Annotated in this window: 29 protein-coding genes; 19 read left to right on the top strand and 10 right to left on the bottom strand. The window is 68.3% G+C overall.

Going from position 1 to position 26,101, the window contains the following annotated elements; genetic code table 11:
- Positions 1-97 precede the first annotated feature (97 nt).
- From AB0L60_RS03595 to AB0L60_RS03550, 10 genes are all read left to right on the top strand, one after another.
- Positions 98-709 carry a cysteine dioxygenase family protein gene (locus AB0L60_RS03595; RefSeq protein WP_364606507.1) on the top strand — a complete coding sequence of 204 codons (612 nt, stop codon included), beginning with the start codon at positions 98-100 and terminating at the stop codon, positions 707-709.
- Between the two features lie 5 nt (positions 710-714).
- On the top strand, positions 715-1,137 hold the full coding sequence (locus AB0L60_RS03590; RefSeq protein WP_364606785.1) for a rhodanese-like domain-containing protein: 423 nt from the start codon (positions 715-717) through the stop codon (positions 1,135-1,137).
- Positions 1,138-1,296: 159 nt separating this feature from the next.
- Positions 1,297-2,763: a lysine--tRNA ligase gene (gene lysS, locus AB0L60_RS03585; RefSeq protein ID WP_364606782.1), complete on the top strand. Its 1,467-nt coding sequence runs from the start codon at positions 1,297-1,299 to the stop codon at positions 2,761-2,763.
- Between the two features lie 116 nt (positions 2,764-2,879).
- Positions 2,880-3,242, top strand: a complete 363-nt coding sequence (locus AB0L60_RS03580) for an Lsr2 family protein (RefSeq protein WP_354831422.1) — start codon at positions 2,880-2,882, stop codon at positions 3,240-3,242.
- Between the two features lie 254 nt (positions 3,243-3,496).
- Positions 3,497-4,057 (top strand): FHA domain-containing protein, encoded by a 561-nt coding sequence (locus tag AB0L60_RS03575; protein WP_245550268.1) that lies wholly within the window; start codon positions 3,497-3,499, stop codon positions 4,055-4,057.
- Positions 4,058-4,208: 151 nt separating this feature from the next.
- Positions 4,209-4,853, top strand: a complete 645-nt coding sequence (locus AB0L60_RS03570; protein WP_364606503.1) for an anthrone oxygenase family protein — start codon at positions 4,209-4,211, stop codon at positions 4,851-4,853.
- A 189-nt stretch (positions 4,854-5,042) separates the two neighbouring features.
- A complete protein-coding gene (locus AB0L60_RS03565) occupies positions 5,043-5,996 on the top strand; it encodes a lipase (protein WP_364606500.1) in 954 nt (317 codons plus the stop codon).
- A 258-nt stretch (positions 5,997-6,254) separates the two neighbouring features.
- Positions 6,255-8,813 carry an ATP-dependent Clp protease ATP-binding subunit gene (locus AB0L60_RS03560; RefSeq protein ID WP_354831410.1) on the top strand — a complete coding sequence of 853 codons (2,559 nt, stop codon included), beginning with the start codon at positions 6,255-6,257 and terminating at the stop codon, positions 8,811-8,813.
- Positions 8,814-8,961: 148 nt separating this feature from the next.
- Positions 8,962-9,750, top strand: a complete 789-nt coding sequence (locus AB0L60_RS03555) for a phytanoyl-CoA dioxygenase family protein (RefSeq protein WP_364606496.1) — start codon at positions 8,962-8,964, stop codon at positions 9,748-9,750.
- Positions 9,751-9,825: 75 nt separating this feature from the next.
- Entirely contained in the window at positions 9,826-10,749 is a 924-nt protein-coding gene (locus tag AB0L60_RS03550) for an LLM class flavin-dependent oxidoreductase (protein WP_364606493.1), read from the top strand.
- On the opposite strand, the gene AB0L60_RS03545 is transcribed toward AB0L60_RS03550, so the two are convergent.
- Positions 10,730-11,392, bottom strand: coding sequence for a response regulator transcription factor (locus tag AB0L60_RS03545; protein WP_364606490.1), 663 nt, complete (start codon positions 11,390-11,392; stop codon positions 10,730-10,732). The two genes, AB0L60_RS03550 and AB0L60_RS03545, sit on opposite strands and share 20 nt — an antisense overlap.
- Positions 11,393-11,414: 22 nt before the next feature.
- Positions 11,415-12,641, bottom strand: a complete 1,227-nt coding sequence (locus tag AB0L60_RS03540; protein ID WP_364606487.1) for a sensor histidine kinase — start codon at positions 12,639-12,641, stop codon at positions 11,415-11,417.
- Between the two features lie 167 nt (positions 12,642-12,808).
- Between AB0L60_RS03540 and AB0L60_RS03535 the strand changes: the two genes are divergently transcribed.
- Both AB0L60_RS03535 and AB0L60_RS03530 read left to right on the top strand, forming a co-directional pair.
- Positions 12,809-13,756, top strand: coding sequence for an ABC transporter ATP-binding protein (locus AB0L60_RS03535; protein ID WP_364606778.1), 948 nt, complete (start codon positions 12,809-12,811; stop codon positions 13,754-13,756).
- Positions 13,753-14,601 carry an ABC transporter permease gene (locus AB0L60_RS03530; RefSeq protein WP_364606484.1) on the top strand — a complete coding sequence of 283 codons (849 nt, stop codon included), beginning with the start codon at positions 13,753-13,755 and terminating at the stop codon, positions 14,599-14,601. The genes AB0L60_RS03535 and AB0L60_RS03530 overlap by 4 nt, the downstream gene beginning before the upstream one ends.
- Positions 14,602-14,630: 29 nt before the next feature.
- Here AB0L60_RS03530 and AB0L60_RS03525 read toward each other — a convergent pair whose 3' ends face one another.
- A complete protein-coding gene (locus AB0L60_RS03525) occupies positions 14,631-15,260 on the bottom strand; it encodes a helix-turn-helix domain-containing protein (protein WP_364606481.1) in 630 nt (209 codons plus the stop codon).
- A gap of 105 nt (positions 15,261-15,365) precedes the next feature.
- On the opposite strand from AB0L60_RS03525, the gene AB0L60_RS03520 reads away from it, so the two are divergent.
- The 4 genes from AB0L60_RS03520 (at position 15,366) to AB0L60_RS03505 (ending at position 17,386) form a co-directional block, all read left to right on the top strand.
- A complete protein-coding gene (locus tag AB0L60_RS03520) occupies positions 15,366-16,013 on the top strand; it encodes an NAD(P)H-dependent oxidoreductase (protein WP_364606478.1) in 648 nt (215 codons plus the stop codon).
- Between the two features lies 1 nt (position 16,014).
- Positions 16,015-16,335 (top strand): multidrug efflux SMR transporter, encoded by a 321-nt coding sequence (locus AB0L60_RS03515; protein WP_364606475.1) that lies wholly within the window; start codon positions 16,015-16,017, stop codon positions 16,333-16,335.
- 30 nt (positions 16,336-16,365) lie between these two features.
- Positions 16,366-16,806 (top strand): SRPBCC domain-containing protein, encoded by a 441-nt coding sequence (locus tag AB0L60_RS03510; RefSeq protein WP_364606472.1) that lies wholly within the window; start codon positions 16,366-16,368, stop codon positions 16,804-16,806.
- Between the two features lie 136 nt (positions 16,807-16,942).
- Positions 16,943-17,386, top strand: coding sequence for an OsmC family peroxiredoxin (locus AB0L60_RS03505; RefSeq protein ID WP_364606469.1), 444 nt, complete (start codon positions 16,943-16,945; stop codon positions 17,384-17,386).
- 73 nt (positions 17,387-17,459) lie between these two features.
- Here AB0L60_RS03505 and mhuD read toward each other — a convergent pair whose 3' ends face one another.
- Entirely contained in the window at positions 17,460-17,771 is a 312-nt protein-coding gene (mhuD, locus tag AB0L60_RS03500) for a mycobilin-forming heme oxygenase MhuD (RefSeq protein WP_364606466.1), read from the bottom strand.
- A gap of 73 nt (positions 17,772-17,844) precedes the next feature.
- On the opposite strand from mhuD, the gene AB0L60_RS03495 reads away from it, so the two are divergent.
- The 3 genes from AB0L60_RS03495 (at position 17,845) to AB0L60_RS03485 (ending at position 20,850) form a co-directional block, all read left to right on the top strand.
- A complete protein-coding gene (locus AB0L60_RS03495) occupies positions 17,845-18,588 on the top strand; it encodes an alpha/beta hydrolase (protein WP_364606463.1) in 744 nt (247 codons plus the stop codon).
- A 78-nt stretch (positions 18,589-18,666) separates the two neighbouring features.
- The gene (locus AB0L60_RS03490) at positions 18,667-19,839 is read left to right on the top strand and encodes an acyl-CoA dehydrogenase family protein (RefSeq protein ID WP_364606460.1); all 1,173 of its coding nucleotides are present in this window, start codon (positions 18,667-18,669) and stop codon (positions 19,837-19,839) included.
- Between the two features lie 198 nt (positions 19,840-20,037).
- Complete coding sequence (locus tag AB0L60_RS03485; protein ID WP_364606457.1) at positions 20,038-20,850, top strand: enoyl-CoA hydratase/isomerase family protein; 813 nt, start codon at positions 20,038-20,040, stop codon at positions 20,848-20,850.
- A gap of 35 nt (positions 20,851-20,885) precedes the next feature.
- Here AB0L60_RS03485 and AB0L60_RS03480 read toward each other — a convergent pair whose 3' ends face one another.
- From AB0L60_RS03480 to carD, 6 genes are all read right to left on the bottom strand, one after another.
- On the bottom strand, positions 20,886-21,164 hold the full coding sequence (locus AB0L60_RS03480) for a DUF4190 domain-containing protein (protein ID WP_364606454.1): 279 nt from the start codon (positions 21,162-21,164) through the stop codon (positions 20,886-20,888).
- 114 nt (positions 21,165-21,278) lie between these two features.
- Positions 21,279-22,262: a 23S rRNA (guanosine(2251)-2'-O)-methyltransferase RlmB gene (gene rlmB / locus AB0L60_RS03475; RefSeq protein ID WP_364606451.1), complete on the bottom strand. Its 984-nt coding sequence runs from the start codon at positions 22,260-22,262 to the stop codon at positions 21,279-21,281.
- Between the two features lie 306 nt (positions 22,263-22,568).
- On the bottom strand, positions 22,569-23,969 hold the full coding sequence (cysS, locus tag AB0L60_RS03470; RefSeq protein WP_364606448.1) for a cysteine--tRNA ligase: 1,401 nt from the start codon (positions 23,967-23,969) through the stop codon (positions 22,569-22,571).
- 45 nt (positions 23,970-24,014) lie between these two features.
- A complete protein-coding gene (gene ispF, locus AB0L60_RS03465) occupies positions 24,015-24,482 on the bottom strand; it encodes a 2-C-methyl-D-erythritol 2,4-cyclodiphosphate synthase (protein WP_364606775.1) in 468 nt (155 codons plus the stop codon).
- 14 nt (positions 24,483-24,496) lie between these two features.
- Positions 24,497-25,243, bottom strand: coding sequence for a 2-C-methyl-D-erythritol 4-phosphate cytidylyltransferase (gene ispD / locus AB0L60_RS03460; RefSeq protein ID WP_364606445.1), 747 nt, complete (start codon positions 25,241-25,243; stop codon positions 24,497-24,499).
- A gap of 2 nt (positions 25,244-25,245) precedes the next feature.
- Entirely contained in the window at positions 25,246-25,734 is a 489-nt protein-coding gene (carD, locus tag AB0L60_RS03455) for an RNA polymerase-binding transcription factor CarD (RefSeq protein WP_019931623.1), read from the bottom strand.
- Between the last annotated feature and the right edge of the window lie 367 nt (positions 25,735-26,101).

The raw sequence follows: 26,101 nt of genomic DNA, 5'->3' as shown, positions 1-26,101 counted from the left end.
TGAGCACCCAGGAGTGTTGTCGAGGCTGATTCGCCTCGACGGTCGTCGAGGCTTCGTATAGCCCCCGGCCACAAACACACTTCTTGGAGTTTCGCTCATGCGTTCCTCTGTTTTCTCCCTCCCTGTCGATACCCGCGCCGCCGCCTCGCCGCTCCTGCCCGAGGTCACCGAGCGGGCCACCGCCTCCGCCCTGCCGACCCGGCTGCGTCCGGCCGACCTGCTGCGCCTGACCGATGAGGGCGCCCAGGACGTGCTGGAGGGCCGCTACGACCACCTGCTGCCCGACGGCGGCCTGTGGCCCACCGAAAACCGCTGGGCCACAAGGCTTGTCGCCGATGACGAGGTGGACATCTGGCTGATCAGCTGGGTCGAGGGCAAGTACACCGAACTGCACGACCACGCCGGCTCGCTGGGAGCGCTGACCGTGCTCTCCGGCGCGCTGTCGGAATATCGCTGGAACGGCCGGGACCTGCGCCGCCGCACCCTCACCGCGGGTGATCAGGCCTCTTTCCCGCTCGGCTGGGTGCACGACGTGGTGCGTGCCCCCGAGGCGGAGGCCGGTATCACCGGCCCGCTGAATCCGACTCTGAGCGTGCACGCCTATTCCCCGCCGCTGACGGCCATGTCCTATTACGAGGTCACCGGCCACGGCACCCTGCGGCGCACCCGTTCCGTCCTCACCGACCAGCCCGAAGGCGAACTCGAATGACCCACATGACGATCGACGGCATGCTCGCCCAGGCCCGCGGGCAGCTGCGTCGCCTGCTTCCGATCGAAATCCCGCAGGCCATCGCACGCGGCGCGATTCTGGTGGATATTCGCCCGCAGGCGCAGCGGATGCGCGAGGGCACCCTGCCGGGCGCGCTGGTGATCGAGCGAAATGTCCTGGAATGGCGTTTGGATCCGTCGAGTTCCGCGCGTCTGGCCATGGCCGAGCACCACGACATGGAATGGATCATCGTCTGCTCGGAGGGATACACCTCGAGCCTGGCCGCCGCCTCCCTGCAACAGCTGGGCCTGCGCCGCGCCACCGACCTCGAGGGCGGATATCAGGCCTTGAAAGCGGCGGGCCTGCTGACCGCCGCGGCCACTGCCCCGCACTTCGAACGCGAGGTCGCGACCCTCGCCTGGCTGTAGCCGAAGCGGCGGGGAGGCGGCGGAAAAAAGAAATTCCGCCGCAGGATAGTCTTGAGACCCGTGAGCACCTCCACTCCTCCTTCTCCCTCGAGCAACCCCGTTCCTGCTGGGCAAAAGCGTGCCGCGGCGGCCCCCGTGGAGCATGACGTTCCCGAGCAGATGCGGATTCGCCGCGAGAAGCGCGAGCGGTTGCTCCAGGAGGGCCGTGAGGCCTATCCGGTGGTGGTGAACCGCACCCACACCCTCGGTGAAATTCGCGAGGCGTACCCGGATCTGGCGGCCGATACCCAGACCGGTCAGACGGTCGGGATTGCGGGGCGCGTCATTTTCGTCCGAAATACCGGCAAACTGTGTTTCGCCACCCTGCAGGAGGGCGACGGCACCAAGCTGCAGGCGATGATCAGCCTCAATGGCGTCGGCGCGGAGTCGCTGGCGGCCTGGAAGTCCGATGTCGACCTGGGTGACTTCGTGTACGTGCACGGCGAGGTGATCGCCTCGCGCACGGGCGAATTGAGTGTGATGGCCGATACGTGGGAGATGGCGGCGAAGTCGCTGCGCCCGCTGCCGGTGGCCCACAAGGAGATGGGCGAGGAGTCGCGCGTCCGCCAGCGCTATGTCGACCTGATCCTGCGCCCGGAGGCCCGCGAGATGGCCCGCACCCGCGTCGCGGCCGTGCGGGCGCTGCGAAATGCGTTGGAGCGCAGAGGTTTCCTCGAGGTCGAGACCCCGATGCTGCAGACCATTCACGGCGGCGCCGCGGCCCGTCCGTTCGCCACGCACTCGAACGCGCTCGATATGGAGTTGTTCCTGCGCATCGCTCCGGAGCTGTTCCTGAAGCGTTGCGTGGTCGGCGGCATCGAGAAGGTCTTCGAGATCAACCGGAACTTCCGCAACGAGGGCGCGGACTCGACCCATTCGCCCGAGTTTGCAATGCTGGAAACCTACGAGGCGTACGGCACCTACGACGATTCCGCCACGATGATGCGGGAATTGATCCAGGAAGTCGCGCAGGAGGTCTACGGCACGCAGGTCGTGACGCTCGCCGACGGCACCGAATACGATCTGTCCGGCGAGTGGGCGACGGTGGAGATGTACCCATCGCTGTCGGAGTCGATCGGTACCGAGGTCACCCCGGAAACGTCGGTCGAGGAATTGCTGGCACTCGCGGACCGGGTCGGTCTGGAAATTCCGGAGGGCAAGGGCTACGGGCACGGCAAACTGGTCGAGGAACTGTGGGAGCACGTCTACGGTGACAAGCTGTACGCGCCGACTTTCGTACGGGACTTCCCGGTCGAGACATCGCCGCTGACGCGCCAGCATCGGAGCAAGCCCGGGGTTACCGAGAAGTGGGACCTGTACGTGCGTGGCTTCGAACTGGCCACCGGCTATTCCGAACTCGTGGATCCGGTGATCCAGCGGGACCGTTTCATGGATCAGGCGCGTTTGGCCGCGGCCGGTGACGAGGAGGCCATGCGTCTGGACGAGGACTTCCTCACCGCGATGGAGCACGGTATGCCTCCCACAACCGGAACGGGTATGGGTATCGACCGTTTGCTGATGGCCCTGACTGGCCTGGGAATCCGGGAAACGATACTCTTTCCAATTGTGCGTCCGGTAGCCCGATAGTTCTCCGGATTGCATTTCCGGGCCCTGTTCTGGGACTATCGGAATTAGCGGTATTCTGGCGTCGGGTAATCGGCCTGACTATGCGGGTCGCACGATTTCGAGAGGACGTTCATCTCATGGCAAAGAAGGTCACCGTTAGCTTGATCGACGATGTCGACGGTGAGTCCATCGCGGACGAGACCATCGAGTTCGCAATCGATGGCGTCTCGTACGAGATCGACTTGTCGACGGAGAATGCGGCCAAGCTGCGGGAGGGTCTGGACAGTTGGGTTTCGGCCGCTCGGCGCGTGAGTGGCCGGCGTCGTACCAAGGTGGCCGGTGCTCCGGCCGCGGGCCCGAAGAACCGGGTGTCGATCGATCGCGAACAAAGCGCGGCCATTCGCGAATGGGCGCGCCGGAATGGTCACAAGGTGTCCGCTCGTGGTCGTATCTCCGCTGACATCACCGAGGCTTACAACAAGGCCGCTGCTAAGAACTAGTTGTCCGACTAGTCGCCGATTCGACTGCCGTCCGGGTGTTTCGTGCGTGCCCGGGCGGCAGTGGTTTTCTTCATACGCTTTGCGTATAACCGGAGGATCGACTGCGATCTTGCTAGTGCCGGGGAGGCCAGGCACCATTGAAACGTGCGGACGATGTCACTGGCTGGAAGTAGAGAAGAGGTATCGGCGCAGTGACCGCTTTCCACGGTTCCTTCCTCCGGGTCAAGGATCAAGAGGGACGTCAGCATGAGCTGATGCTGTCCCCGGACCAGCCGCGAATCACCATCGGGCGATCGCCTCAGGCCGACCTGTCCCTGTTCTGGGATGTCGAGGTGTCGCGGCTGCACGCCACCGCCGAGTACCTGGGCGCGCACTGGACCATCGTCGACGACGGCCTTTCCCGCAACGGCACTTTCGTCAACGGGGACCGCCTGGTCGGCCGTCATCGCCTGCAGCCCGGGGACGTCATCCGGATGGGCACCTCTCGGGTCACCTTCCACGACTTCAGCGGCGCCGCAGGCGATGTCACGCAGACCTCCACCGGCGGGCTGCCGACGCTGCGCTCGCTCACCGAAACCCAGCGGTCGGTATTGATCGCGCTCTGCCGGCCGCTGCGGAGCAATGATGGGTTCGCCTCACCCGCCTCCAACCAGCAGATCGCGGCGGAACTCTTCCTCAGCGTCGACGCGATCAAGACCCACCTCCGCGCGCTGTTCGCGAAGTTCGGTGTCGAGGACCTCCCGCAGAACCAGAAGCGGGTCCGCCTCGCCAACCTGGCCATGCAGTCCGGCGTCATCTCCGAACGCGACCTCTGATTCGCCGATCCTGGTACTGCCCGTGCCTGTTGGACCCCTGCGCATGCGTGCGAGCTTCTGAGCCATGGGTTTCCGTGCCCGCCGGCGATTGACTGGATGTAGTCGATCGCCCGGGAAGAACACGGGTGGCAGATCCAGTCAGGAGAGAACCATGTTCGCATTTCGCACCGCCGTGCTGGTGGCGGCGACGCTGACCACCGGACTGATCGCCGGGGTGTTCTACGCCTACGCGACCTCGGTGATGACGGCCCTGGGCCAGTCCGACGACCGCACCTTCATCGATGTCATGCAGAAGATCAACGTGGTCATCATCAATCCGTGGTTCATGCTCGGATTCATGGGCACGGTCGGCTTCACCGTGCTGGCCGCGGCTCTGCACCTGGGCAAGGACAACCGCACCACGCTGATCTGGATCGGGGTCGCGCTGGCCCTCAATGTGATCGCGTTCTGTGTCACCTCGGGCCTGAACGTGCCGCTCAACAATCAACTGGCCAATGCCGGTGACGTCGGGCAGATCCCGGATCTGGCGGCGGTGCGCTCGCAGTTCGAAAGCTCATGGGTGGCTTGGAATATCGTCCGCGCGGTGCTCCACACGCTGGCGTTCCTGGTGCTGACGGGCGCGCTGTTCGTGGCCGGCGTGCAGCATGCCAAGGCGAGCGCGGCCGCCGCGGTCGCCACCGTCGCGCAGCCGGGCTTTCCGCCGGCGCCGGGCGCGTACTCGACTCCGGCGGGGTGGTCCGCACCGGCGCAGCGGCCTTTCCCGGCTCAGTCCGGATTCATCTCCGGTCAGCAGTAGTTCGGTCCGATTCCGGCGGTGGCCGGGACCCCGGATGCGGCCTCACAAGCCGCCTGCGGGGCCCGGTCGCCGCCGTTTTCCGGTACTGAAACCGGTTTCAGAACTTACCCGCCAGTAATCCATCGCTCGTGCTTGTTTCCTGATTAGGTATGCCGAACGCGTTCTAATTCGGGAGGGAACATGCGAAGGATGCCCAGGCGTGGAACACCGGGATCACTGCTGGTCATGGCGGTTCTGGCGGTCTTGTGGATCGGTGCGAGCGGTACCGCCCGAGCGGAATACCCGGTCACTTTCAACTTCTTCGCGGGCATCCCCAACGAGCTCACCAATCCCGGTGGCTCGCTGCCCGGCGCCAATGACTGGTCCTGCAAACCCAGTGCGGCGCACCCGGATCCGGTGGTCCTCGTGCACGGCACCGCGGGCGGTGCGCAGACCAACTGGGGCGCCTACGCGCCGCTGCTCGCCAACCAGGGCTACTGCGTCTACGCGCTGACCTACGGCGCCCTCGACGTGCCGTGGCCGCTGTCCGCGCTGGGCGGTATGAAGCCGATCCCCGAGAGCGCCGCGCAGCTGGGCGCCTTTGTGAGCCGCGTGCTGTCCGCGACCGGTGCGGCGCAGGTCGACTTCGTCGCCCACTCGCAGGGCAACACGGTCGGCGAGTACTACATCAAGCGGCTCGGCGGCTCGGGCAAGGTCAACCGCTTCGTGGCCATCGCACCCCCGTGGCTGGGCATCTTCGGCGACCAGATGAACGTCGTGCGCGCCTTCGGGCGGCAGCTCGGCGCGAGCGCCGACCAGGTGGACAACCTCGCCGCGATGGGCGTCGTGTGCCAGGCGTGCCCGGAGATGCTCGGCAACTCCTCGTTCATGAATGCCCTGAACGCCGACGGCGTCTACGACCCGTCGGTCACCTACACCAACCTGGCCTCCAACTTCGACGAGGCGGTGTGGCCCGCCATCGCGCTGGTCCCGGCCCCGAACGTCACCAATGATCTGATGCAGGACGGTTGCCCTGTCGACTTCTCCGATCACATGGCCATCGCCGGCAGTCGCCGCGCGGCCATGATGGCCCTCAACGCGCTCGATCCGGAGCATGCCCAGCCGGTGCCGTGCGAGTTCGTCCCGCCCGTCACCGGCGACTGAGGAGCCTCGAACGCGACTGTTCGCTGTGGGCGTAGCCGATTCGGAAACGGCCCGCGCAACTGCCCCGTTATGACTGAATGAGTCGTACTGTCGCCGGTTCGCAATAGGGTGGACGGACGACGTGCGTGACCCCCGGCAACTAGAGTGGAGTCGGGGGATGCAACCCCAGGGCTTCATGGCAGGCTGGCGACCAGAAGGGCAGCACAGGGTCTGAAGCGCCGGATGCCAGTGATGGCGGAGCAGGAGAGTGAGGGAGCGATGTTCGAGAGGTTCACCGACCGCGCGCGGCGGGTCGTTGTCCTGGCCCAAGAAGAGGCCCGGATGCTCAACCACAACTACATCGGCACCGAGCACATCCTGCTGGGCCTGATCCACGAGGGCGAGGGCGTCGCGGCGAAGTCGCTGGAGTCCCTTGGCATCTCGCTGGAGGGTGTGCGTTCGCAGGTCGAGGAGATCATCGGTCAGGGCCAGCAGGCCCCGTCCGGCCACATTCCGTTCACCCCGCGCGCCAAGAAGGTGCTGGAGCTGTCGCTGCGCGAGGCGCTGCAGCTCGGGCACAACTACATCGGCACCGAGCATATTCTGCTCGGCCTGATCCGCGAGGGTGAGGGCGTCGCGGCGCAGGTGCTGGTCAAGCTGGGCGCGGACCTGAACCGGGTGCGCCAGCAGGTCATCCAGCTGCTGTCGGGTTACCAGGGCAAGGAGCCGGTCGAGGGTTCCGGTTCGCGCGGCGAGCAGGGCACCCCGTCCACCTCGCTGGTGCTGGACCAGTTCGGTCGCAACCTGACCCAGGCCGCCCTCGAGGGCAAGCTCGACCCGGTCATCGGCCGCTCGAAGGAAATCGAGCGCGTGATGCAGGTGCTGAGCCGCCGTACCAAGAACAACCCGGTCCTGATCGGTGAGCCCGGCGTCGGTAAAACCGCCGTCGTGGAGGGTCTCGCCCAGGCCATCGTCAACGGCGAGGTGCCGGAGACGCTCAAGGACAAGCAGCTGTACACCCTCGACCTGGGTTCCCTGGTCGCGGGCAGCCGCTACCGCGGTGATTTCGAGGAGCGCCTGAAGAAGGTGCTCAAGGAGATCAACACCCGCGGCGACATCATCCTGTTCATCGACGAGCTGCACACCCTGGTGGGTGCGGGCGCGGCCGAGGGCGCGATCGACGCGGCCTCGATCCTGAAGCCCAAGCTGGCTCGTGGTGAGCTGCAGACCATCGGCGCCACCACCCTCGACGAGTACCGCAAGTACATCGAGAAGGACGCCGCCCTGGAGCGCCGGTTCCAGCCGGTCCAGGTGGGCGAGCCGACGGTCGAGCACACCATCAACATCCTCAAGGGTCTGCGCGACCGCTACGAGGCGCACCACCGGGTTTCGATCACCGATGGCGCTCTCGTCGCTGCCGCTACCCTCGCGGATCGCTACATCAACGACCGCTTCCTGCCGGACAAGGCGATCGACCTCATCGACGAGGCCGGTGCGCGCATGCGCATCCGCCGGATGACCGCGCCGCCGGACCTGCGCGAGTTCGACGACAAGATCGCCGAGGCGCGCCGGGAGAAGGAGTCCGCGATCGACGCGCAGGACTTCGAGAAGGCCGCGCGTCTGCGCGACAAGGAGAAGCAGCTCGTCGCCAAGCGGGCCGAGCGCGAAAAGCAGTGGCGCTCCGGCGATCTGGACGTCGTGGCCGAGGTCGACGACGAGCAGATCGCGGAGGTGCTGGCCAACTGGACCGGTATCCCGGTGTTCAAGCTCACCGAGGAGGAGACCACCCGTCTGCTCCGCATGGAGGACGAGCTGCACAAGCGGATCATCGGCCAGGAGGACGCGGTCAAGGCCGTGTCCAAGGCCATCCGCCGCACCCGCGCCGGTCTGAAGGACCCGAAGCGTCCGTCGGGCTCGTTCATCTTCGCCGGTCCGTCCGGTGTCGGTAAGACCGAGCTGTCGAAGGCGCTGGCGAACTTCCTGTTCGGCGAGGACGACGCGCTCATCCAGATCGACATGGGCGAGTTCCACGACCGCTTCACCGCCTCGCGCCTGTTCGGTGCCCCTCCGGGCTACGTGGGCTACGAGGAGGGCGGCCAGCTCACCGAGAAGGTGCGCCGCAAGCCGTTCTCGGTGGTGCTGTTCGACGAGATCGAGAAGGCGCACCAGGAGATCTACAACACCCTGTTGCAGGTCCTCGAGGACGGCCGCCTAACCGATGGTCAGGGTCGCACGGTCGACTTCAAGAACACGGTGCTGATCTTCACCTCGAACCTCGGTACCTCGGACATCTCGAAGGCCGTGGGTCTGGGCTTCGCGCAGTCCAACAACGAGGGCTCGAACTACGAGCGGATGAAGCTCAAGGTCAACGACGAGCTGAAGAAGCACTTCCGGCCCGAGTTCCTCAACCGTATCGACGACGTGATCGTGTTCCACCAGCTCACTCAGGACCAGATCATCCAGATGGTCGACCTGATGATCGGCCGCGTCGCCAACCAGCTGAAGAACAAGGACATGGAGATCGAGCTGACCGAACAGGCCAAGAGCCTGCTGGCCAAGCGCGGTTTCGACCCGGTCCTGGGCGCCCGCCCGCTGCGTCGCACCATTCAGCGCGAGATCGAGGACCAGCTGTCGGAGAAGATCCTCTTCGGCGAACTGGGAGCCGGTCAGGTCGTGGTGGTGGACGTCGAGGGCTGGGACGGCGAAGGCCAGGGCGAGAACGCCAAGTTCACGTTCACGCCGAGGGCCAAGCTGACCAAGAAGTCGGACTCCGGCGTCGAGGACAAGCCGGTCGCCGCCCTCGCGGGTGAGGCTCCGGCCTCCGCCTCGGGCGAGTAGGGCCTCAGCGACAACGAAAGCCCCGTTCTCCTTCGGGAGGGCGGGGCTTTTCGTTTGCCCGGGCGAGAAATTCGGTGGCGGCGCGATCCTGGTATCGCCCATGCTCGGATAGCTGTCCGGAGGGACCGGGCGCGGAAAGGGCGGCAGCATGCTCTCCGAGACACAGATCGAGGACTTCATCACCGAGGGATTCGTGAAGGTCGAGGGCGCCTTCTCCGCCGAGACGGCCGCCGCGGGCCGCGAGATCCTCTGGCGCGCAACCGGTTGCGACCCGGAGGATCCGTCGACCTGGACCCAGCCGGTCATCCGGCTGTGGGACCACGCCCAGGAGCCCTTCGCGCAGGCGGTCACCGCGCCGCCGCTGCTCGCCGCCTTCGATCAGCTGGCCGGTCCCGGCCGCTGGTTTCCTCGGAAAACCTTGGGCAGCTGGCCGATTCGATTCCCCAGCCCGGAGCCGCCGGGCGACGACGGCTGGCACGTCGACGTGAGCTTTCCCGGCGATGCCGCCCGCGACGACTACCTGAGCTGGCGCGTGAACATCCACTCCAAGGGCCGCGCCCTGCTGATGTTGTTCCTGTTCTCCGATGTCGGCGTCGATGACGCCCCGACGCGTATCCGGGTCGGCTCGCACCTGCGGCTGGCGCCGGTACTGGAGCCGTTCGGCGAGGCGGGTACCACCATGTTCGACCTCCACGAGTTCTACACCGCCACGGCCGATCTCCCCGAGGCGGTCGCGACCGGCCGAGCCGGCGATGTCTACCTCTGCCATCCCTTCCTGGTGCACGCCGCCCAGCCCAATCGCGTCGGCCGCCCGAAGTTCATGGCCCAGCCGCCGCTGCTGCTGCGCGAGCCGTGCGTGCTGGACCGCCCGGACGGCGCGTATTCACCGGTGGAACGGGCCATCCGGCGCGGGCTGGCGCTCGGGGCCGCGCACTGACTACGCGCCGAGGCGTAGCCGGGATGTGGTCTGCGGACGGATGTTTCGCGCCGCCGCCGGGCGGAGGGTGGAGTCATGGAACTCGGATTGCATCTGACGAACTTCGCCTTGGACACCCCTTCGGAACGGATCGGATCGCGGCTGGCGGAGGTGGTCCGCACGGCCGAGGACGGTGGGTTCTCGGTCATCGCGGTGGGTGACCATCTCTGGCAGAGCCCGTGGCTGGGCCATGTGGAACAGAATGTGCTGGAGGCGTATTCGACGCTGTCGTTCATCGCGGCCCACACCTCGCGGGTGGAGCTGACCGCACTGGTGTCGGGGGTGCACTATCGGCATCCGGCCATGCTCGGGAAGCTGGTCACCACCCTGGATGTGCTGTCCGGCGGCCGGGCCTGGCTGGGGATCGGTGCGGGGACCTCCACGGGTGATGTGGAGGGCTACGGCCTGCCGTTCCCGCCGCTGCGCGACCGCTACGAGATGCTGGACGAGGCGCTGCGGATCTGCCTGGCCATGTGGACCGATGAGCGGGGCGCTTCGGAACCCGTGCCCGGCAGGCACTTTCAGGTGGAGCGTCCGCTGAACGCGCCGCAGGCCGTGCGGAATTCGCCGCAGGGCGCGTATCGGCCGCATCCGCCGATACTCGTCGGCGGGGACGGCGAGCGCCGCACGCTGCCGCTGGTGGCGCGCTACGCGGATGTGGCGAGCCTGCGCCCGGGCCCGGACTTGCCAGCCAAGATCGCGCTGCTGGACCGGATGTGCGTGGAGATCGGCCGCGATCCGCGCGACATCCGCAAGAGCTGTGTCTTCGCCTTCGATCCCGGCCCGGACGGAGGGGGCGTCGGCCAGGTGCTGGGGCAGCTGAAGTGGCTGGCGGGCATGGGGATCGACCTCGTCATCGGCCGGGTGGCGGGCGTTGACGACCTCACGGCCCTGGATGTGCTCGGCCGCGAGGTGATTCCGGCGGCCGCCGAGTTCGGCGCTACTGCCAGCCCGGCCTGACCAGGCCCGATTCGTAGGCCATGACGACCAGCTGGGTGCGGTCACGCGCACCCAGCTTCACCAGGATCCGGCTGACGTGGGTGCGGGCGGTGGCGGGGCTCATGTAGAGCCGGTCGGCGATCTCGGCATTGGTGAGGCCCTCGGCGACCAGGATCATGACCTCGCGTTCGCGGTCGGTGAGTTCCGAGAATTCGGCCGCGGGTGCGGGTTTGGCGTGCGCGGCGAATTCGGCGACCAGGCGCTTGGTGACGCTGGGGGAGAGCAGCGCGTCACCGCCCGCGACCACCCGCACGGCCTTGACCAGGTCGGCGGGTTCGGTGTGTTTGACGAGGAATCCGGTGGCGCCGGAACGCATGGCCTCGAAGACGTATTCGTCGAGTTCGAAGGTGGTCAGGACGACGACCCGCACCGCGGCGAGGACCGGATCGGCGGCGATGGCGCGGGTGGCGGCGAGGCCGTCCAGCACCGGCATGCGGATGTCCATGAGTACGACATCGGGCACGAGTTCGCGGGCCAGGTCGAGGGCCTGGGCGCCATTGTCGGCCTCGCCCACCACCTCGACGTCCTCCTGCGCGCCGAGCAGTGCGACGAAGCCCGCTCGCACCAGCGCCTGATCATCGGCGATCACCACCCGGATGGGCATGACGCGTCCTCCAATTCCGTGCTCACGCAATCGGTTCGTTCCGCACGAGGTGGGTGGGCAGCCGGGCCTTCACCCGAAATCCGCCGTCGGCCTTCGGTTCTGCGGACAGTTGCCCGCCCAGGGCGTGGGCGCGTTCGGTCATGCCGGTGATGCCGTGGCCGCCGGCCGGCGACTGCGGCGCGGGCTGGCGGGTGGGCCGGGTGTTGTCGATGGTGAGCTGCAGCCGCTCGGCGGCGTAGTGCACGGTGACGAGCACGCTCGCGCCGGGCGCGTGCCGCACCACATTGGTGAGCGACTCCTGCACGATGCGGGCGGCGGCCACGTCGACCACGGCCGGCAGCCGTCGCGGCCCACCGGTCACCATGGTGTGCACCTCCAGCCCGGCGGCACGGGCCGGTCCGGTGAGCTTGTCGAGGTCGGTGATGCCGATGGTGGGTGCGGTCGGCGCGGTCACGGTGGCGGTGCCGCCGCGAATGGAGCGCAACAGCGCGTTCACCTCACCGAGCGCGTCCTTGCTGGCGGATTTGATGGCGGCCAGCGCGGTGGCGGCCTGTTCGGGCTTGCGGTCGAGCAGTTCCAGCGCGACCGAGGACTGCACATTGATCAGGGAGAGGCTGTGCGCGAGCACGTCGTGCAGTTCGCGCGCGATGGCCAGGCGCTCCTCGGTGACCCGCTGTTCCCGCTCGGCCGATTCCAGTGCGCGCTGGGCCTGTTCGCGTTCGCGGTCGGCCTGTTCCTCGCGGCGGGCCGCCTCGCCGCGCTGCCGCCGGGCGATGACGGCGGCGCGTCGCTGCCGGATGCCCTCGGCCGCCGCGCCGAGCACGAAAAGCCAGGCGAGCAAACCGAATTCCTGCCAGGTACCGGTGTGGTACCCGCGCCAGCCGGGCACCGGCCACACCATGAGCAGGTAGCCCACGGCCACGAACGGATAGGTGTACCAACGGGATTCGACGACAGCTGCGGTCAGGAAGGCGACGATGAGCGAGAGGAAGATCGGCCCGTAGCCGTAACCGAGCAGTAGGTACGCGACCGCCACGGCCAGCGTCGCATAGAACACTTCCAGCGGGCGGCGCCGACGTAGTACCAGCAGTGCCGGACCGGCGATGAGCAGCGCATATCCGTACACATCGAGCTGGCGCACCACCGTCTGGTGATGATTGGCCAAGGTCCCGAAGCCGAGTTGTATCGCCCCCACCGCCAGCGCCGGGAGCACGTCGCGCCGCCAGAGCCTTCCCCCGCGTGTGTCCATAGCTGCACCGTAGCGCCGTCTGCGGGCAGCGGCACTGTGTCGCGGCCAAATACGTCCAGATACGTACGCCGGATCGCGCGTTGCGACGGATTTTTTCCCGTGCGCGGCGGCGGATCGTTGAGCCCATGAACGAAGCAGTATCCGATGGCGGCCGCCGCGGGCCCTCCATGGTTACGCAGGCAAGCGCGGAGAGGCGGAGCGGCTCCTCCGGGCCTGACGCACCGACCGCGGTCGTCGTCACCGATCGGCTGACCAAGCGCTACGGCTCCCACACCGCCGTGGACGCCGTGAGCATGAGCGTCCGCCGCGGTGAGATCTACGGTTTCCTGGGCCCCAATGGCGCGGGCAAGACCACCACGCTGCGCATGCTGGTCGGTCTCATCCGCCCGTCGTCCGGCGGCGCGGCCGTGCTCGGGCGGCAACCCGGCGACCCGGAAACCTTGCGCCGCACCGGCGTTCTCATCGAGGGCCCAGGCTTCTACCCCTACCTGTCGGGCCGGGACAACCTGCGCGTCCTGGCCCGTTACCGGGGTGTCGGCGACGACGCGGTCGCCGACGCCCTGGACCGGGTGGCCCTCAGCGCCCGCGGCAAGGACCGGTTCCGCACCTATTCGCTCGGCATGAAGCAGCGTCTCGGTGTCGCGGCCGCCCTGCTCGGCCGCCCCGACCTGTTGATTCTCGACGAACCCACCAACGGCCTGGATCCGGCGGGCATGGCCGAGATGCGCGAGCTCATCACAGGACTCGCCGCCGACGGGCACACCGTGGTGCTGTCCAGCCACCTGCTCAGCGAGGTGCAGGAGATCTGTGATCGCGTCGGCGTCATCTCCGCCGGGCGACTGCTGGTCGAGTCGACGGTGCGCGAATTGCGCGGCACGGCCTCGCTTCTGGTGCGCGCGGAGCCACTGGAGGTGGCCTTCCCGGCGGTGCGCGCGGTGGTGGGGGAGCGGTCGGCGCTGGTGACCGCCAACGGTATTCGCGTCGACGCCGGGGCCGCCATCGCCCCCGTGGTGGCGCGCGCGGTCATCGAGGCGGGCGCGGAGCTGCTCGAGCTGCGCACCGACGAAAAGTCCTTGGAAGAAGTCTTTTTCGAGATGACGGAGACGGCGAAATGACCGACCTACTGGCCAGCACCCGGGCCGAACTGCTGCGGCTGCGCAAGTGGCCGGCCTTCTGGATCGTGCTCGGCACCTGGATCCTGTTGAATCTCACCTTCGCCTACCTGTTCAACTACCTCGCCTACACCACCGGCAGCACCACCCGCATGTCCAACGGCCTGCCGCGTGAGCTGCTCCTGCAGCAGATGCTGCCCGCGGCCGTGCCGGAGGTGTTCACGCAGGGCATGGCCATGTTCGGCGGGGCGCTCATGCTGGTGCTGGGCGCGCTCGCCGTGGGCAGCGGCTACGGCTGGGGCAGCTGGAAAACAGCACTCACACAAGGGCCTTCGCGGGTGCACGTGATCGGCGCGGTGGTGCTGAGCCTGGCGGTGACGGTGGTCGCGCTGGTGCTGGCCGCCTTCGTGATCGACACCGGCGTGGCCGCGCTCATCGCCGGCTCCCAGGGCCAGTCCCTGGCGCTGCCCTCGGCCGGCCGGATGCTGCTCGGAATCGGTTCCGGCGCCGCCATTCTGGGCATGTGGACGCTGGCGGGCGCGCTGATCGGGGCGGTCGCCCGGGGTCCCGCGCTGGCGGTGGGCCTGGGCCTGGTGTGGGTGCTGGTAGTGGAGAACCTGCTGCGCGGCGTCGCGGCGATCTTCGCGCCCATCCGGGCCGTCACCGACCACCTGCCCGGCACGGCCGCCGGCTCCCTTGCGGGTTCCCTGCGCACGGTGGGCGGCCCGGCCACCCCCGGGGTCCTGGACGTCCTGGGCCGCGGCGAGTCCCTGCTGGTCCTCGCCGCGTACGTGGTCGTCTTCGCGGCCGGAACGATCTGGCTGATTCGACGCCGTGACATGGTGTGAGACAGGCGAATACCGTGCGACGCGGCCGTTCACCAGCCCGGTGAGCGGTCGTGTCGCCGGGTCGCCGGTTCCAGTACGCCGTGTGCGAGTTTCGCCAGGCCCGCGGCAATCTGCGCGGACCCGAGCCCGCGTTCGCGCTGATGCCGGTACACCTCGGCGGCGAGCGGTGCGAGCAGCGGGTCCACGAGTGAATCTGGTTCGGCCACACCGGCTTCGGTGAGCAGGGCGCGTACGTGCACCGCCCAGAACTGATAGGCCCCGGTGCGGAAACGCGCACCGCCGGTCTCCGCGCCGAGCACCAGGTGGGCGTGGGTGTCCAGCAATTCGACCATCGCGGCGTAGAACGCGGCCAGTCGCTCGGCGGGCGGCGCGCCCGGTCCCAGGGGCGGCTCGCCGCGCAGCAGCTGCTCCTGGAGTGCCCGCTCGTGCTCGTCGAGCAGCGCGACGGCGATGGATCCCACGTCCGGATAGCGCCGGTACAGCGTCCCCCGCCCGACCCCGGCCGCCTTGGCGATGTCGTCCATGGTGACGGTGCGGGGGTCGCGCCCGGCGAACAGTTCCGCGGCTGCGGCCAGCACCTTGGCCCGATTGCGGGCGGCGTCGGCGCGCTCGGCGGGCGCGAACCGGTCGTTGAGCAGTGGCAGGCCGGGGGTGTTCATGCAGCTCACTGTAGCCCTCGAGGGATAAGTGGACAATTAGTCCGGTTGTGGTTTACCGTCGGAGAAGTAACCGGACACAACGTCCAGTTGATCGGAGCCTCGACCATGACCGCCCTGCTGCACCTCGACGCCAGCGCCCGCCGCACCTCGGTCAGCCGCGAGCTGAGCGCAGCCTTCGCCACCGCCTGGCGTGCCGAACACCCCGGCGCCGCCTACATTCACCGCGACCTGGCCGCCGACCCCATCCCGTTCATCGGCGAGGGCTGGACCGAACTGTGCGACCGGGTGCTGGCCCACGGTCGCACCGATCTCGACCGCCTGGCCGAACTGGTGGATTCCCCTGCGCAGCAGCGGGCCTGGGAGATCGTCGAGCCACTGCTGGCCGAGATCCGCGCCGCCGATGTCGTACTGATCGGCACGCCGATGTACAACTACTCGATCCCGGCGAGCCTCAAGGCGTGGCTGGATCAGATCACCTTCCCGCGAATGTCGCTGGCCCCCACCCGATTCGTGGTCGTCACCGCGCGTGGCGGCGCGTACTCGCCGGGCGCGCCGAAGGCGATCTACGACTATCAGGAGCGCTACCTCCGCGACTTCTTCGCAGGCCATTTCGCCGTCGACGACACGGTTTTCGTCCATGCCGAACTGGTGAACTCGCGCCAGGATCCGGCGCTGGCCCACCTGCGAGACGAGCACGACGCCTCCCATGCCACCGCGCTCGCCACCGCGCGCACCCTGGGAAAGGAGTACTGAAATGAACTGGCTCGTCCTGGGTTTGGCCGGCGTGGTCGAGATCGCGTGGTCGCAGTCCATCAAGCCGACCCAGAATTTCACCAAGCCGCTGCCCACCCTGCTGTGCTTCGTGCTCGCGGCGGTCGCGGTGTACCTGCTGTCCTGCGCCATGCAGTCGCTGCCGGTGGGCACCGCGTACGCCATCTTCACCGGCATCGGCGCGGTGGGCGCGATCGGGCTGGGCATCGTGGTGCAGAAGGACCCGGTGAGCGCGGGCCGGGTGCTGGCGCTGTCCATGATCATCGGCGGCATCGTGCTGGCTCGGGTCACCAATCCCGGGTGAGCGCGGGCCGGGGCGGTATCGTCGCGCCCCATGGACGTTGCGCCCCTGCGGCCACCCGACCTCGCCGCGCGACCGTTCTTCCTGGTCGCGGAACGCATCATGGCGGCCTCGCCCGCCGAGCTCTACCACCAGTGCACGCAGCAGTTCGGACTCTGGTTCGCCGACCCGGGTTCGATCCTCATGCGCCCGGTGGTGAACCAGCCGTTCTTCTTCACCGCGGGCGGCGGCCACCCGCACTACGGCAGATTCCTGCGGCTGGAACCCGACCGCCTGGTCGAGCTGACCTGGGTCACCGGCGGCACCGAGGGCACGGAAACCGTGCTCACCCTGGAACTTTCGGCGCACGGCGCGGGCACCGCCCTACTCCTCACCCACGCCGGCTTCCCGAACGACGTGACCCGGGACCGGCACGAGAAGTCGTGGGCGCGGGTACTCGAGGACTGGGACCACCGCACGGCCGTGGCCGTCTGAGGGATGAACACCGAATGATCGTGAGCCCGCCCCGCTTTCGAGCGGAGTAGGTTCGACCCGTACCGATTTCCCGGGGGTTCGGGGGCCTAGCCCCTGAGAGCCTCGAGAGTTGAGTTCCCCCCACGAAAGGACAGTGATGCCTACACGTAGCGCGCGTACCGCCTGGTCCGGCGGCCTGCAGGACGGTTCCGGTCAGGTCGAGCTGGTCAGCTCGGGCGCCGGCAAGTACGACGTCTCGTTCCCGAAGCGCACCGCCGACGAGGCAGACGGCACCACCAGCCCTGAAGAGCTCATCGCGGCCGCGCACTCCTCCTGCTACGCCATGGCGCTGTCGGCTCAGATCGGCAATGCCGGCGGCACCGTGCAGGGCCTGGACATCACCGCCGACGTGACCCTGGGCCCGGACCCGGCCGGCGGCTTCCGCATCTCCAAGATCAAGCTGACCGTGGCCGGCAAGGCGTCGGGCATCGACGAGGCCGGCTTCCTGGCCGCCGCCGAGGCCGCCAAGGCGGGCTGCCCGGTGTCCAAGGCGCTGGCCGGCGTCGACACCATCGAGCTGGCTGCCACCTTCGAGGCGTAACCCGCGAGTTCCCGGCCGACGCTGTGGTCGGCCGGGAACCACCGCGGGCCGGGGTTGTGGACGATGGCGTTGATCAGGCGTTCTTGCCCGGCACGTCCAGGACGACCTCGAACTCCAGCAGCGACGCGCCGGTGGAGACCGGCTTGCGGGCCTCGCCCGCGTGCGCCTCGCGCGCCGGGCCGTCCCGCCACGCCGCGAAGGACTCCTCCGAATCCCACTGCGTGACAACGAAATACCGGTTGTCACCGGAGACCGGGCGGAGCAGCTGGAAACCCAGGAAACCCGGCGAGTTCTCCACCGCGTGCGCACGGTGCGCGAAGCGCTTCTCCAGTTCGGGGCCCGCGCCCTCGGGAACCTCGATTGCGTTGATCTTGACGACTGCCATGGGTGCGAATGTACTCCGCGTCCGCGACGTATCGTTCGAGGCAATAACCAACTCGGAACACATGGTCGAGGCGATGTTGTACGACGAAGGCGGCGCGGGTGCGCCGATCCTGCTGCTGCACGGATTGATGGGCAGCGCCCGGACCTGGCGGGCCCAGCTGCCCTGGCTGCGCGAACTCGGGCACGTGTACACGTTCGATGCCGCCGGGCACGGACGCCCCGCGCCCGCAGAGCTCACCACCGAGGCGTTCGTGGCCGATCTGGCCGCGGCGACCTCGGACATCGCCGAACCCATGGTGGTGATCGGGCATTCGATGGGCGGACTGCACGGGTGGATGTTCACCGCGGCGCACCCGGAGCGGGTGCGGGCGCTGGTGGTCGAGGACATGGCGCCGGACTTCCAGGGACGCACCGCGGAGAACTGGGCGGCCGTGATTTCGGCTTGGCCGCAACCGTTTCCGGACGAGCGGGCCGTGCTGGAATTCTTCGGCCCGGTCGCGGGCCGCTACTTCCTCGACTCGTTCCGGCAGGGCCCCGACGGCTACCGCCTGCACGGTGAGGTCCCGACCTTCCGGGACATCTCGGAGGAATGGGGCATCCGCGATTTCTGGGCGCAGTGGAAATCCGTCACCGTCCCGGCCCTGCTGATCGAGGGCGAGCACACCATCACCCCGCCGGGGCAGATGCGCGAGATGGCCGAGCTCCACTCGGATGCCCGACACGTCGTCATCCCCGATGCCGGTCACCTCGTTCACGACGATCAACCCGCCGCCTACCGGGCCGAAGTCGAGGATTTCCTGCGCCGCGTCCTCGTTTGATGGCGGGTGCCTTCAGTCGGGTGGGGTGGTCGCCGTATGCTCGGCTCGACCGTGACTCCTGACGGATGGTGACAAACGATGATCGACTTCTCGATTCCCGCCGACCTTGCTGCCGAACGCGATCGGGTTCGCCGGTTCGTCATCGACAAGATCGTGCCCTTCGAGCGTGATCCGCGCCTGACCGCGCACGGCCCCGACGACGAGCTGCGGCAGGAACTGGTCGAACTGGCCCGCGCCGAGAAGCTGCTCACCATCCAGGCCCCGGTGGAGCTGGGCGGGCGCGGCCTGACCCACCTCGAGCAGGCCGTGCTGTACGAGGCGGCCGGCTGGTCCACCCTCGGCCCTGTCGCCATGAACTGCGCCGCGCCCGACGAGGGCAATATGTTCCTGCTCTCCAAGATCGCGAATCCGGAACAGACGCAACGCTTCCTGCAGCCGGTGATCGACGGCCACCAGCGCAGCGTCTTCGCCATGACTGAGCCGGGCGGCGCCGGCTCCGACCCCAACCAGCTCGCCACCGAGGCCACCTTCGACGGCGAGAACTTCACCATCAACGGCCGCAAGTGGCTGATCACCGGCGCCGACGGCGCCAAGACCTGGATCATCATGGCGCGCTTGGCCGCCAACCCGCACCTGCCCGAGGGCCCCACGCTGTTCCTCTGCGAAGGCGACGCGCCCGGGATCGTGATCGAACGCGTCATGAACACCATGGACCGCAACTACGTCGGCGGCCACGCGGTGGTGCGCTTCGACAACCTGGTGCTGCCCGGGGAATCCGTGCTCGGCGAGACCGGCCAGGCGCTGCGCTACGCCCAGTTGCGGCTGGCCCCGGCCCGCCTCACCCACTGCATGCGCTGGCTGGGCGCGGCCGAGCGGGCGCAGGCCATCGCGGTCGACTACGCCAAGACCCGCACCGCCTTCGGCAAGCCCATCGGCGAGCACCAGGGCGTGTCGTTCATGTTGGCGGACAACGAGATTGCGCTACACCAGTGCCGCCTGACCATCTGGCACGCGTGCTGGCTGATGGACCAGGGTCACAAGGCCCGCCATGAATCCTCCATCGCCAAGTCCTACGTCTCCGAGGAGCTGTTCAAGGTCACCGACCGCTGCGTCCAGGTGCTCGGCGGCATCGGCATCTCCGACGAGACCGTGGTCGAGATGATCTTCCGCGACATGCGCGCCTTCCGGCTCTACGACGGCCCCACCGAGGTGCACAAGTACGCCATCGGGCGGCAGATCCTGCGCGGCTGAAAGCCCGGTCTGCCCGGTCGGACCGGCTTTCATCGGGCGAAACCCAAAGGTTCGCGGCGCGTCTCGATTCTGGACTGAGCGGAGCGGGGGAGCGCAGCGGAGGAGCGGAGGGAGGGAAGAATCGAGACCTCCAGCGCCGCGAACCCGCCCGGAGCGGAGCGGAGGGCAAATTAAACACAGAGGGCATAATCTTCCAGCATGAGTTCGGAATTGCACGTGGACGTCTCCGGCGGCGTCGCCGTGCTCACGCTCAATCGGCCCGCCCAGCAGAACGCACTGACCCCGGCCATGGCGTCGGAACTCGGTGCGTCGCTGCGCCGCTGCGACGAAGACGACGCCATCGGCGCGGTCGTCATCACCGGGACCCCGCCCGCGTTCTGCGCGGGCGCGGACCTGTCGCTGAAGGTCGGCGAGGTCAACGGCCTGATCGATCCGCCGCCGTTCCGGATCCGGAAACCGGTCATCGCGGCGGTGAACGGGCACGCGGTGGGCATCGGCCTGGAGATCGCGCTGCAGTGCGACCTGCGCTATGTCGCCCGCGACGCGGTGTACGCGCTCAACCAGGTTCGCCGCGGCGCGCTCGCCGACGGGTTCGCGCACTGGACCCTGCCCCGCCTGATCGGCAGCGCCCGCGCCGCCGACCTGCTGCTCACCGGCCGCACCTTCGACGGCGACGAGGCGTACTCGCTGGGCATCGCCAATTCCTGCCTGCACGCCGCCGAGGTGCTGCCCACCGCCCTCGAGGTGGCCCACGACCTCGCCCACGGTTCCGCCCCGCTCCCGGTGGCCCTGTCCAAGCGCCTGCTGTGGGAGGCCCCCACCATGGCCCCGGAAACCGTGGGCCGCTTGGAAACCGAGCTCAACGACTACGTCGCCAAGAGCACCGACGGCGGTGAGGGCGTCGCGGCCCTCAAGGACCGCCGTCCGCCCAAGTGGACCGGCAGCGTCAGTGGCGAATGGCCCGCCTGGGATGCCGTGACGGGTGGCGAGCGCCGGCCCGGTCTGGACTGACCGGGCCGTACGGCCTGGCCTGATCGGGCCGTTGGCTAGGCGCGCCCGCTGATGGCCATCAGCAGGAAGATGCAGGCGAAGACCACCATCAGGCAGGTCCCGACAACGCCGAGGACATAGCCCACCAGGACCTGCACCCGGCCACCGAAGCGGCCCCCGCCCTCCTCGATCTCATTCAACGCGCGCCGTCCGAGCGCCCAGGCGATGGGACCCAGCGCGCCGCAACAGAACACGCTGAGCGCACCCAGCAGCAGGACGGCCGTCGCATGCTCGTGCTCGACGGGGGATCCGAGGGGCGGCTGATCGAAGACCACCGCCCGAGTTTACGGGCGGAAGCCCCGCAGCGGCAGGCTGACGCGCGGTGTTAGCTTGCGCCACTTAGTTATCGAGGCTCGAGAGCTCCGATATGTGGTGGTCGAGTGACCGAATCAGGCCCGGCGCTGCCGCGCCACCTCGGCCAGCACCACGCCCGCCGCCACCGAGGCATTGAGCGACTCGACCGGACCCGCCATCGGAATGCTCAGAATCGAATCGCAGGTCTCGCGCACCAGGCGCGACAAGCCCTTGCCCTCCGAGCCGACCACGATGACCGTCGGTGCGCTGCCGTCGAATTCGTCGAGGGTGGTGTCGCCGCCCGCGTCGAGGCCGACGATCTGGTAACCCTTGTTCGCCCAATCCTTCAGCGTGCGAGTCAGATTCGTGGCCCGCGCGACCGGAAGCCGCGCTGCCGCACCCGCACTGGTGCGCCATGCCACCGCGGTGACGCTGGCGCTGCGCCGCTGCGGGATCACCACACCCTGCCCGCCGAAGGCCGCCACCGAGCGGATGACCGCACCCAGATTGCGCGGATCGGAGATATTGTCCAGCGCCACCAGCAGCGCCGGCTCGCCCGAGTTGTGCACCCGGTCGACCAGATCGTCCGGGTGGGCGTACCGGTACGGCGGCACCTGCAGCGCCATGCCCTGATGCATGCCGTTGTGGCTCATCTTGTCCAGGTCGGTGCGCGGCACCTCCAGGATCGAGATACCGATCTCCGCGGCCGTCTTCACCGCCTCGCTGAGCCGGTCGTCGTTCTCGGCGCCATTGGCGACATAGAGCGCCGTGGCGGGCACACCCGCGCGCAGGCACTCCACCACCGGGTTGCGGCCGAGCACCAGCTCCGGACCCTCGTTGTCCTTGCGGCCCGCGATGGGCCGGGCCGCATTGCGCGACCGGGAGGTGGCGGCCGACGCCTGGGCCTTGGCCTTCGCCTTGGCGCGCTTCGCGGCCGGGTGGTAGGTGCGGTCCTCGGCCTTGGGCGTCGCGCCCTTGCCCTCGAGCCCGCGGCGGCGCTGCCCGCCCGACCCGACGGTCTGCCCCTTCTTGCTGCCGGTCTTGCGCGTCGCCCCGCGTCGCTGGGAATTGCCTGCCATCACTTCGCCTTCCGTATTTCGCGGGTATCCCGCCTCGGCCCGGCCGCGGGACGAACCCGCTCACGGTCGATCGTGCGGGAAACCTGCCTCCGGTCGGCGCAGCGAACGGCTGCGCCCCTGTCTGAACTTGCGCGCTGCCCAGAGCAGCGCCTCCGGCCGGCCACGAGCCGCGCGGCATTGCCGGAGGGACGCTACGAATTGTGCCCTACGCTGGGCCGCCACCCCGAATTCGGTGCGCTCCGCCACACCGCGCGAGCTAGCCCGCGCGGTATTCGGGTGACCCAGGTTCCGCCTATGCGGAACCGCTCACTTCTTCTCCTTGGCCAGGGACCATTCCGCGCCCTGCGGCGTGTCGGTGACCTCGACTCCCGCGGCCGAGAGCCGGTCGCGGACCGCGTCGGCGGTGGCCCAGTCCTTGTCGGCACGTGCCTGGTGCCGCCGCTGCAGTTCCGCGCCGATGAGCACATCGAGCGCGGCGATGGCGGCGGAATTGTCGGCGGGCGCGGCCCAGTGCTCGTCGAGCGGATCCACACCGAGAATGCCCAGCATGGCCCGGACCTGCCCGGCCAGCATCCGCGCGCCCGAGAGGTCACCCGCGTCGAGCGCCTTGTTGCCCTCGGTCACCACGCCGTGAATCGCGGCCAGCGCCTGCGGAACTCCGAGGTCGTCGTTCAGCGCGTCCCCGAAGGCCGGGGTCCAGGTGCCGACCGGAACCTCGCCCGTGCGCTCGGCCACCCGCAGCACGAAGGCCTCCAGCCGCTGGTATCCGGCGGCCGCCTCGGTCAGTGCCTGATCGGAATACTCGATCATGGACCGGTAGCTCACGCTGCCCAGGTAGTAGCGCAGCTCGACCGCGCGCACCCCGACCCGTTCCAGCACGTTCGGAATGGACAGCACATTGCCCAGCGACTTGGACATCTTCTCGCCGCCCATGGTCACCCAGCCGTTGTGCAGCCAGTAGCGGGCGAATCCGTCCCCGGCCGCGCGCGACTGCGCGATTTCGTTCTCGTGGTGCGGGAAAACCAGATCCATTCCGCCGCAATGAATATCGAATTCCGGTCCGAGATAGAACTCGGCCATGGCGGAGCATTCCAGATGCCAGCCCGGGCGACCCGAACCCCACGGCGACGGCCAGCTGGGCTCACCCGGCTTGGCGGCCTTCCACAGCGTGAAGTCGCGCGGATCCTTCTTGCCCAGGCCCGCGCTCTCGCCCTGGTGCACGTCATCGAGCTTGTGCCCGGACAACTTTCCGTAGTCCGGGAAGCTCAGCACGTCGAAATAGACATTGCCCTGGGAGGCGTAGGCGTGGCCGCGTTCGATGAGCCGCTCCATCATCCCCACCATCTGGGTGATGTGCCCGGTGGCGCGCGGCTCGCCGGACGGCGGCAGCACGCCGAGCGTCTCGTAGGCGCGGTCGAAGGCGCGCTCGTGGGTCGCGGCCCATTCCCACCACGGGCGGCCGTGCTCGGCGGCCTTGTTCAGAATCTTGTCGTCGATATCGGTGACATTGCGAATGAAGGCGACGTCGAAATCATTGGCGGCCAGCCACCGTCGGAGCACATCGAAGGCGACGCCGCTGCGCACGTGCCCGATGTGGGGTTCCCCCTGAACGGTCGCGCCGCACAGGTACACCGAGGCTTTGCCAGGGACCAGCGGCGTGAATTCACGCAGGGTCCGCGTCTCGGTGTCGAAAAGGCGCAGAGTCACGACAGAGCATCCTAGCTGTTGGGAAATGGGCGGATGACGGGTGCGTCAGGCGCGACAACACAGCAGCGCGGTGGCGACCGCCGCCACACCCTCGCCGCGGCCGGTGAGGCCCAATCCGTCGGTCGTGGTGCCGGACACCGAGACCGGCGCACCCAGAATCTCGCCCAGCACCTGCTGCGCCTCGGCCCGGCGCGGGCCGATTTTCGGGCGATTCCCAATTACCTGTACAGCCGCATTGACAATTGTGAATCCGGCTTCGTCGAGCAGCCGCCGGACTTCTTTCAACATGGCCGCACCGGACACGCCCGCCCATTCCGGGCGACCCGTGCCGAAAACCGCGCCCACATCGCCCAGCCCGGCGGCCGACAGCAGCGCGTCGCACAGCGCGTGCGCCGCGACATCACCGTCGGAATGTCCCGCGCAGCCACTGTCGCCCTCGAACAGCAGGCCCGCCATCCAGCAGGGCCGGCCCGATTCGACGGGATGCACATCGCTGCCGATGCCGGTGCGCAGCGCCATGGGATCCATCACGGGGCGATCACCGCTTCGCGTGTCGTGTCCAGCCCACCTGCGTTGTCGGCCGGATCACGGCGCGCGGCAAGGGTATTGGCGAGGACCAGGTCCAACGGCGTAGTGATCTTGAAAGCCAGGGCGTCACCGAGCACAGTGTGAACGGTCGCACCGAGCATTTCCACCAACCCCGCGTCATCTGTCGCCTGTGTACCCACAGCGTAGGCGGTGCGCAGCAGCGCGGCGTCGAAGCCCTGCGGAGTCTGGATGGCGCGCAGCCCGGATCGGTCCGGCGTACCCGTCACGGCACCGGTCGCGTCCACGGACTTGATGGTGTCGGTCACCGGCAGCGCGGGCACCACGGCCCGCGCGCCCGCGCGCAGCGCCTCCACCACGCGGGTGATGAGCGCCGGGGGAGTCAGGGCCCGGGCGGCGTCGTGCACCAGCACCAGGGTGGCGTCGGGCGCGGCCGCGAGACCGGCTCGCACCGAATCGGTGCGCTCGGCCCCGCCCGCCACGACCTGCACGGACACGTCGGAAGCGGGCAGCAGGGCGCGGGTCTCGGCGACGAGTTCGGCGGGCACCATAACCACAACGTCGTCGACCGATCCGGAATCGATCAGCCCCTGGACCGCCCGAGTGAGCATGGGACTGCCGCCGACGTGGACGAACGCCTTCGGCTTGTTCTCACCGAGACGCACGCCCATGCCGGCGGCAGGAACCAGAGCGACGACACGACTGCCGTCGCCGGGTGCAGTTTTCACGGTCAGGAGGCCGCTGCGAGAACCTCGTCGAGCAGGGTCTCGGCCTTGACGTCGTCGGTACCTTCCGCGAGCGCGAGCTCACCGACGAGAATCTGGCGGGCCTTGGCCAGCATCCGCTTCTCACCGGCGGACAGGCCGCGATCCTGCTCACGACGCCACAGGTCGCGGACGACCTCGGCCACCTTGTTCACATCGCCGGAGGCGAGCTTCTCGAGGTTGGCCTTGTAGCGGCGGGACCAGTTGGTCGGCTCTTCGGTGTGCGGAGCCCGCAGCACCTGGAAGACCCGGTCCAGGCCTTCCTGCCCAACGACGTCGCGGACGCCGACATACTCGGCATTCTCCGCGGGAACCCGAACGGTCAGGTCGCCTTGCGCGACCTTCAGGACCAGATACTCCTTTTGTACACCCTTGATGGTGCGGGTTTCGATAGCTTCGATCAGCGCCGCTCCGTGGTGGGGGTAAACGACGGTGTCTCCGACCTTAAAAATCATGTGTCCCGTGCCCCTTTCGATGTTCACAGTTTAACATGCGACTCGGTAACGGCGCGATCAACGGCGCAGGTCAGGGCCACAACGGAGCGGCGGCGGGGGTTGACAGAACGCGAATCGTGTGCATCCCGTTGTGGCATAAGGGGATAGCGCATCGCATCGTTCGCGTGCATATGCGAGTGCGTACTTCGCATACGCGACCGAGCGCCCTCTCATAAACATCAATGCATCACTCCAGAAGTCGTCTCCGAATCGTTGTCAGGGCCCCTGACACATCCCGCCCGGTCGTTCCGTGAGATGCCGCGCCCGTGCCGCGGCGGGCGCACGCCACGCGCACGCGACACCGCCCGCGTGTAGAGCGGGGAGAGGG

It is taken from the genome of Nocardia sp. NPDC051981 (assembly GCF_040680715.1).
GTDB lineage: Bacteria > Actinomycetota > Actinomycetes > Mycobacteriales > Mycobacteriaceae > Nocardia.
This window is presented reverse-complemented; position numbering and strand designations above follow the sequence as displayed.

Coding starts and splice junctions, on each gene's coding strand:
- AB0L60_RS03595 (WP_364606507.1), top strand. CDS start 98: ATGCGTTCCTCTGTTTTCTCCCTCCCTGTCGATACCCGCGCCGCCGCC.
- AB0L60_RS03545 (WP_364606490.1), bottom strand. CDS start 11,392: ATGCCCATCCGGGTGGTGATCGCCGATGATCAGGCGCTGGTGCGAGCG.
- carD (WP_019931623.1), bottom strand. CDS start 25,734: ATGATTTTTAAGGTCGGAGACACCGTCGTTTACCCCCACCACGGAGCG.
- AB0L60_RS03510 (WP_364606472.1), top strand. CDS start 16,366: ATGGACGTTGCGCCCCTGCGGCCACCCGACCTCGCCGCGCGACCGTTC.
- AB0L60_RS03555 (WP_364606496.1), top strand. CDS start 8,962: ATGCTCTCCGAGACACAGATCGAGGACTTCATCACCGAGGGATTCGTG.
- AB0L60_RS03550 (WP_364606493.1), top strand. CDS start 9,826: ATGGAACTCGGATTGCATCTGACGAACTTCGCCTTGGACACCCCTTCG.
- AB0L60_RS03485 (WP_364606457.1), top strand. CDS start 20,038: ATGAGTTCGGAATTGCACGTGGACGTCTCCGGCGGCGTCGCCGTGCTC.
- AB0L60_RS03590 (WP_364606785.1), top strand. CDS start 715: ATGACGATCGACGGCATGCTCGCCCAGGCCCGCGGGCAGCTGCGTCGC.
- AB0L60_RS03565 (WP_364606500.1), top strand. CDS start 5,043: ATGCCCAGGCGTGGAACACCGGGATCACTGCTGGTCATGGCGGTTCTG.
- AB0L60_RS03575 (WP_245550268.1), top strand. CDS start 3,497: ATGCTGTCCCCGGACCAGCCGCGAATCACCATCGGGCGATCGCCTCAG.
- AB0L60_RS03520 (WP_364606478.1), top strand. CDS start 15,366: ATGACCGCCCTGCTGCACCTCGACGCCAGCGCCCGCCGCACCTCGGTC.
- AB0L60_RS03540 (WP_364606487.1), bottom strand. CDS start 12,641: ATGGACACACGCGGGGGAAGGCTCTGGCGGCGCGACGTGCTCCCGGCG.
- AB0L60_RS03505 (WP_364606469.1), top strand. CDS start 16,943: ATGCCTACACGTAGCGCGCGTACCGCCTGGTCCGGCGGCCTGCAGGAC.
- AB0L60_RS03515 (WP_364606475.1), top strand. CDS start 16,015: ATGAACTGGCTCGTCCTGGGTTTGGCCGGCGTGGTCGAGATCGCGTGG.
- AB0L60_RS03495 (WP_364606463.1), top strand. CDS start 17,845: ATGTTGTACGACGAAGGCGGCGCGGGTGCGCCGATCCTGCTGCTGCAC.
- mhuD (WP_364606466.1), bottom strand. CDS start 17,771: ATGGCAGTCGTCAAGATCAACGCAATCGAGGTTCCCGAGGGCGCGGGC.
- lysS (WP_364606782.1), top strand. CDS start 1,297: ATGCGGATTCGCCGCGAGAAGCGCGAGCGGTTGCTCCAGGAGGGCCGT.
- AB0L60_RS03530 (WP_364606484.1), top strand. CDS start 13,753: ATGACCGACCTACTGGCCAGCACCCGGGCCGAACTGCTGCGGCTGCGC.
- AB0L60_RS03525 (WP_364606481.1), bottom strand. CDS start 15,260: ATGAACACCCCCGGCCTGCCACTGCTCAACGACCGGTTCGCGCCCGCC.
- rlmB (WP_364606451.1), bottom strand. CDS start 22,262: ATGGCAGGCAATTCCCAGCGACGCGGGGCGACGCGCAAGACCGGCAGC.
- AB0L60_RS03560 (WP_354831410.1), top strand. CDS start 6,255: ATGTTCGAGAGGTTCACCGACCGCGCGCGGCGGGTCGTTGTCCTGGCC.
- AB0L60_RS03570 (WP_364606503.1), top strand. CDS start 4,209: ATGTTCGCATTTCGCACCGCCGTGCTGGTGGCGGCGACGCTGACCACC.
- AB0L60_RS03535 (WP_364606778.1), top strand. CDS start 12,809: ATGGTTACGCAGGCAAGCGCGGAGAGGCGGAGCGGCTCCTCCGGGCCT.
- AB0L60_RS03490 (WP_364606460.1), top strand. CDS start 18,667: ATGATCGACTTCTCGATTCCCGCCGACCTTGCTGCCGAACGCGATCGG.
- AB0L60_RS03580 (WP_354831422.1), top strand. CDS start 2,880: ATGGCAAAGAAGGTCACCGTTAGCTTGATCGACGATGTCGACGGTGAG.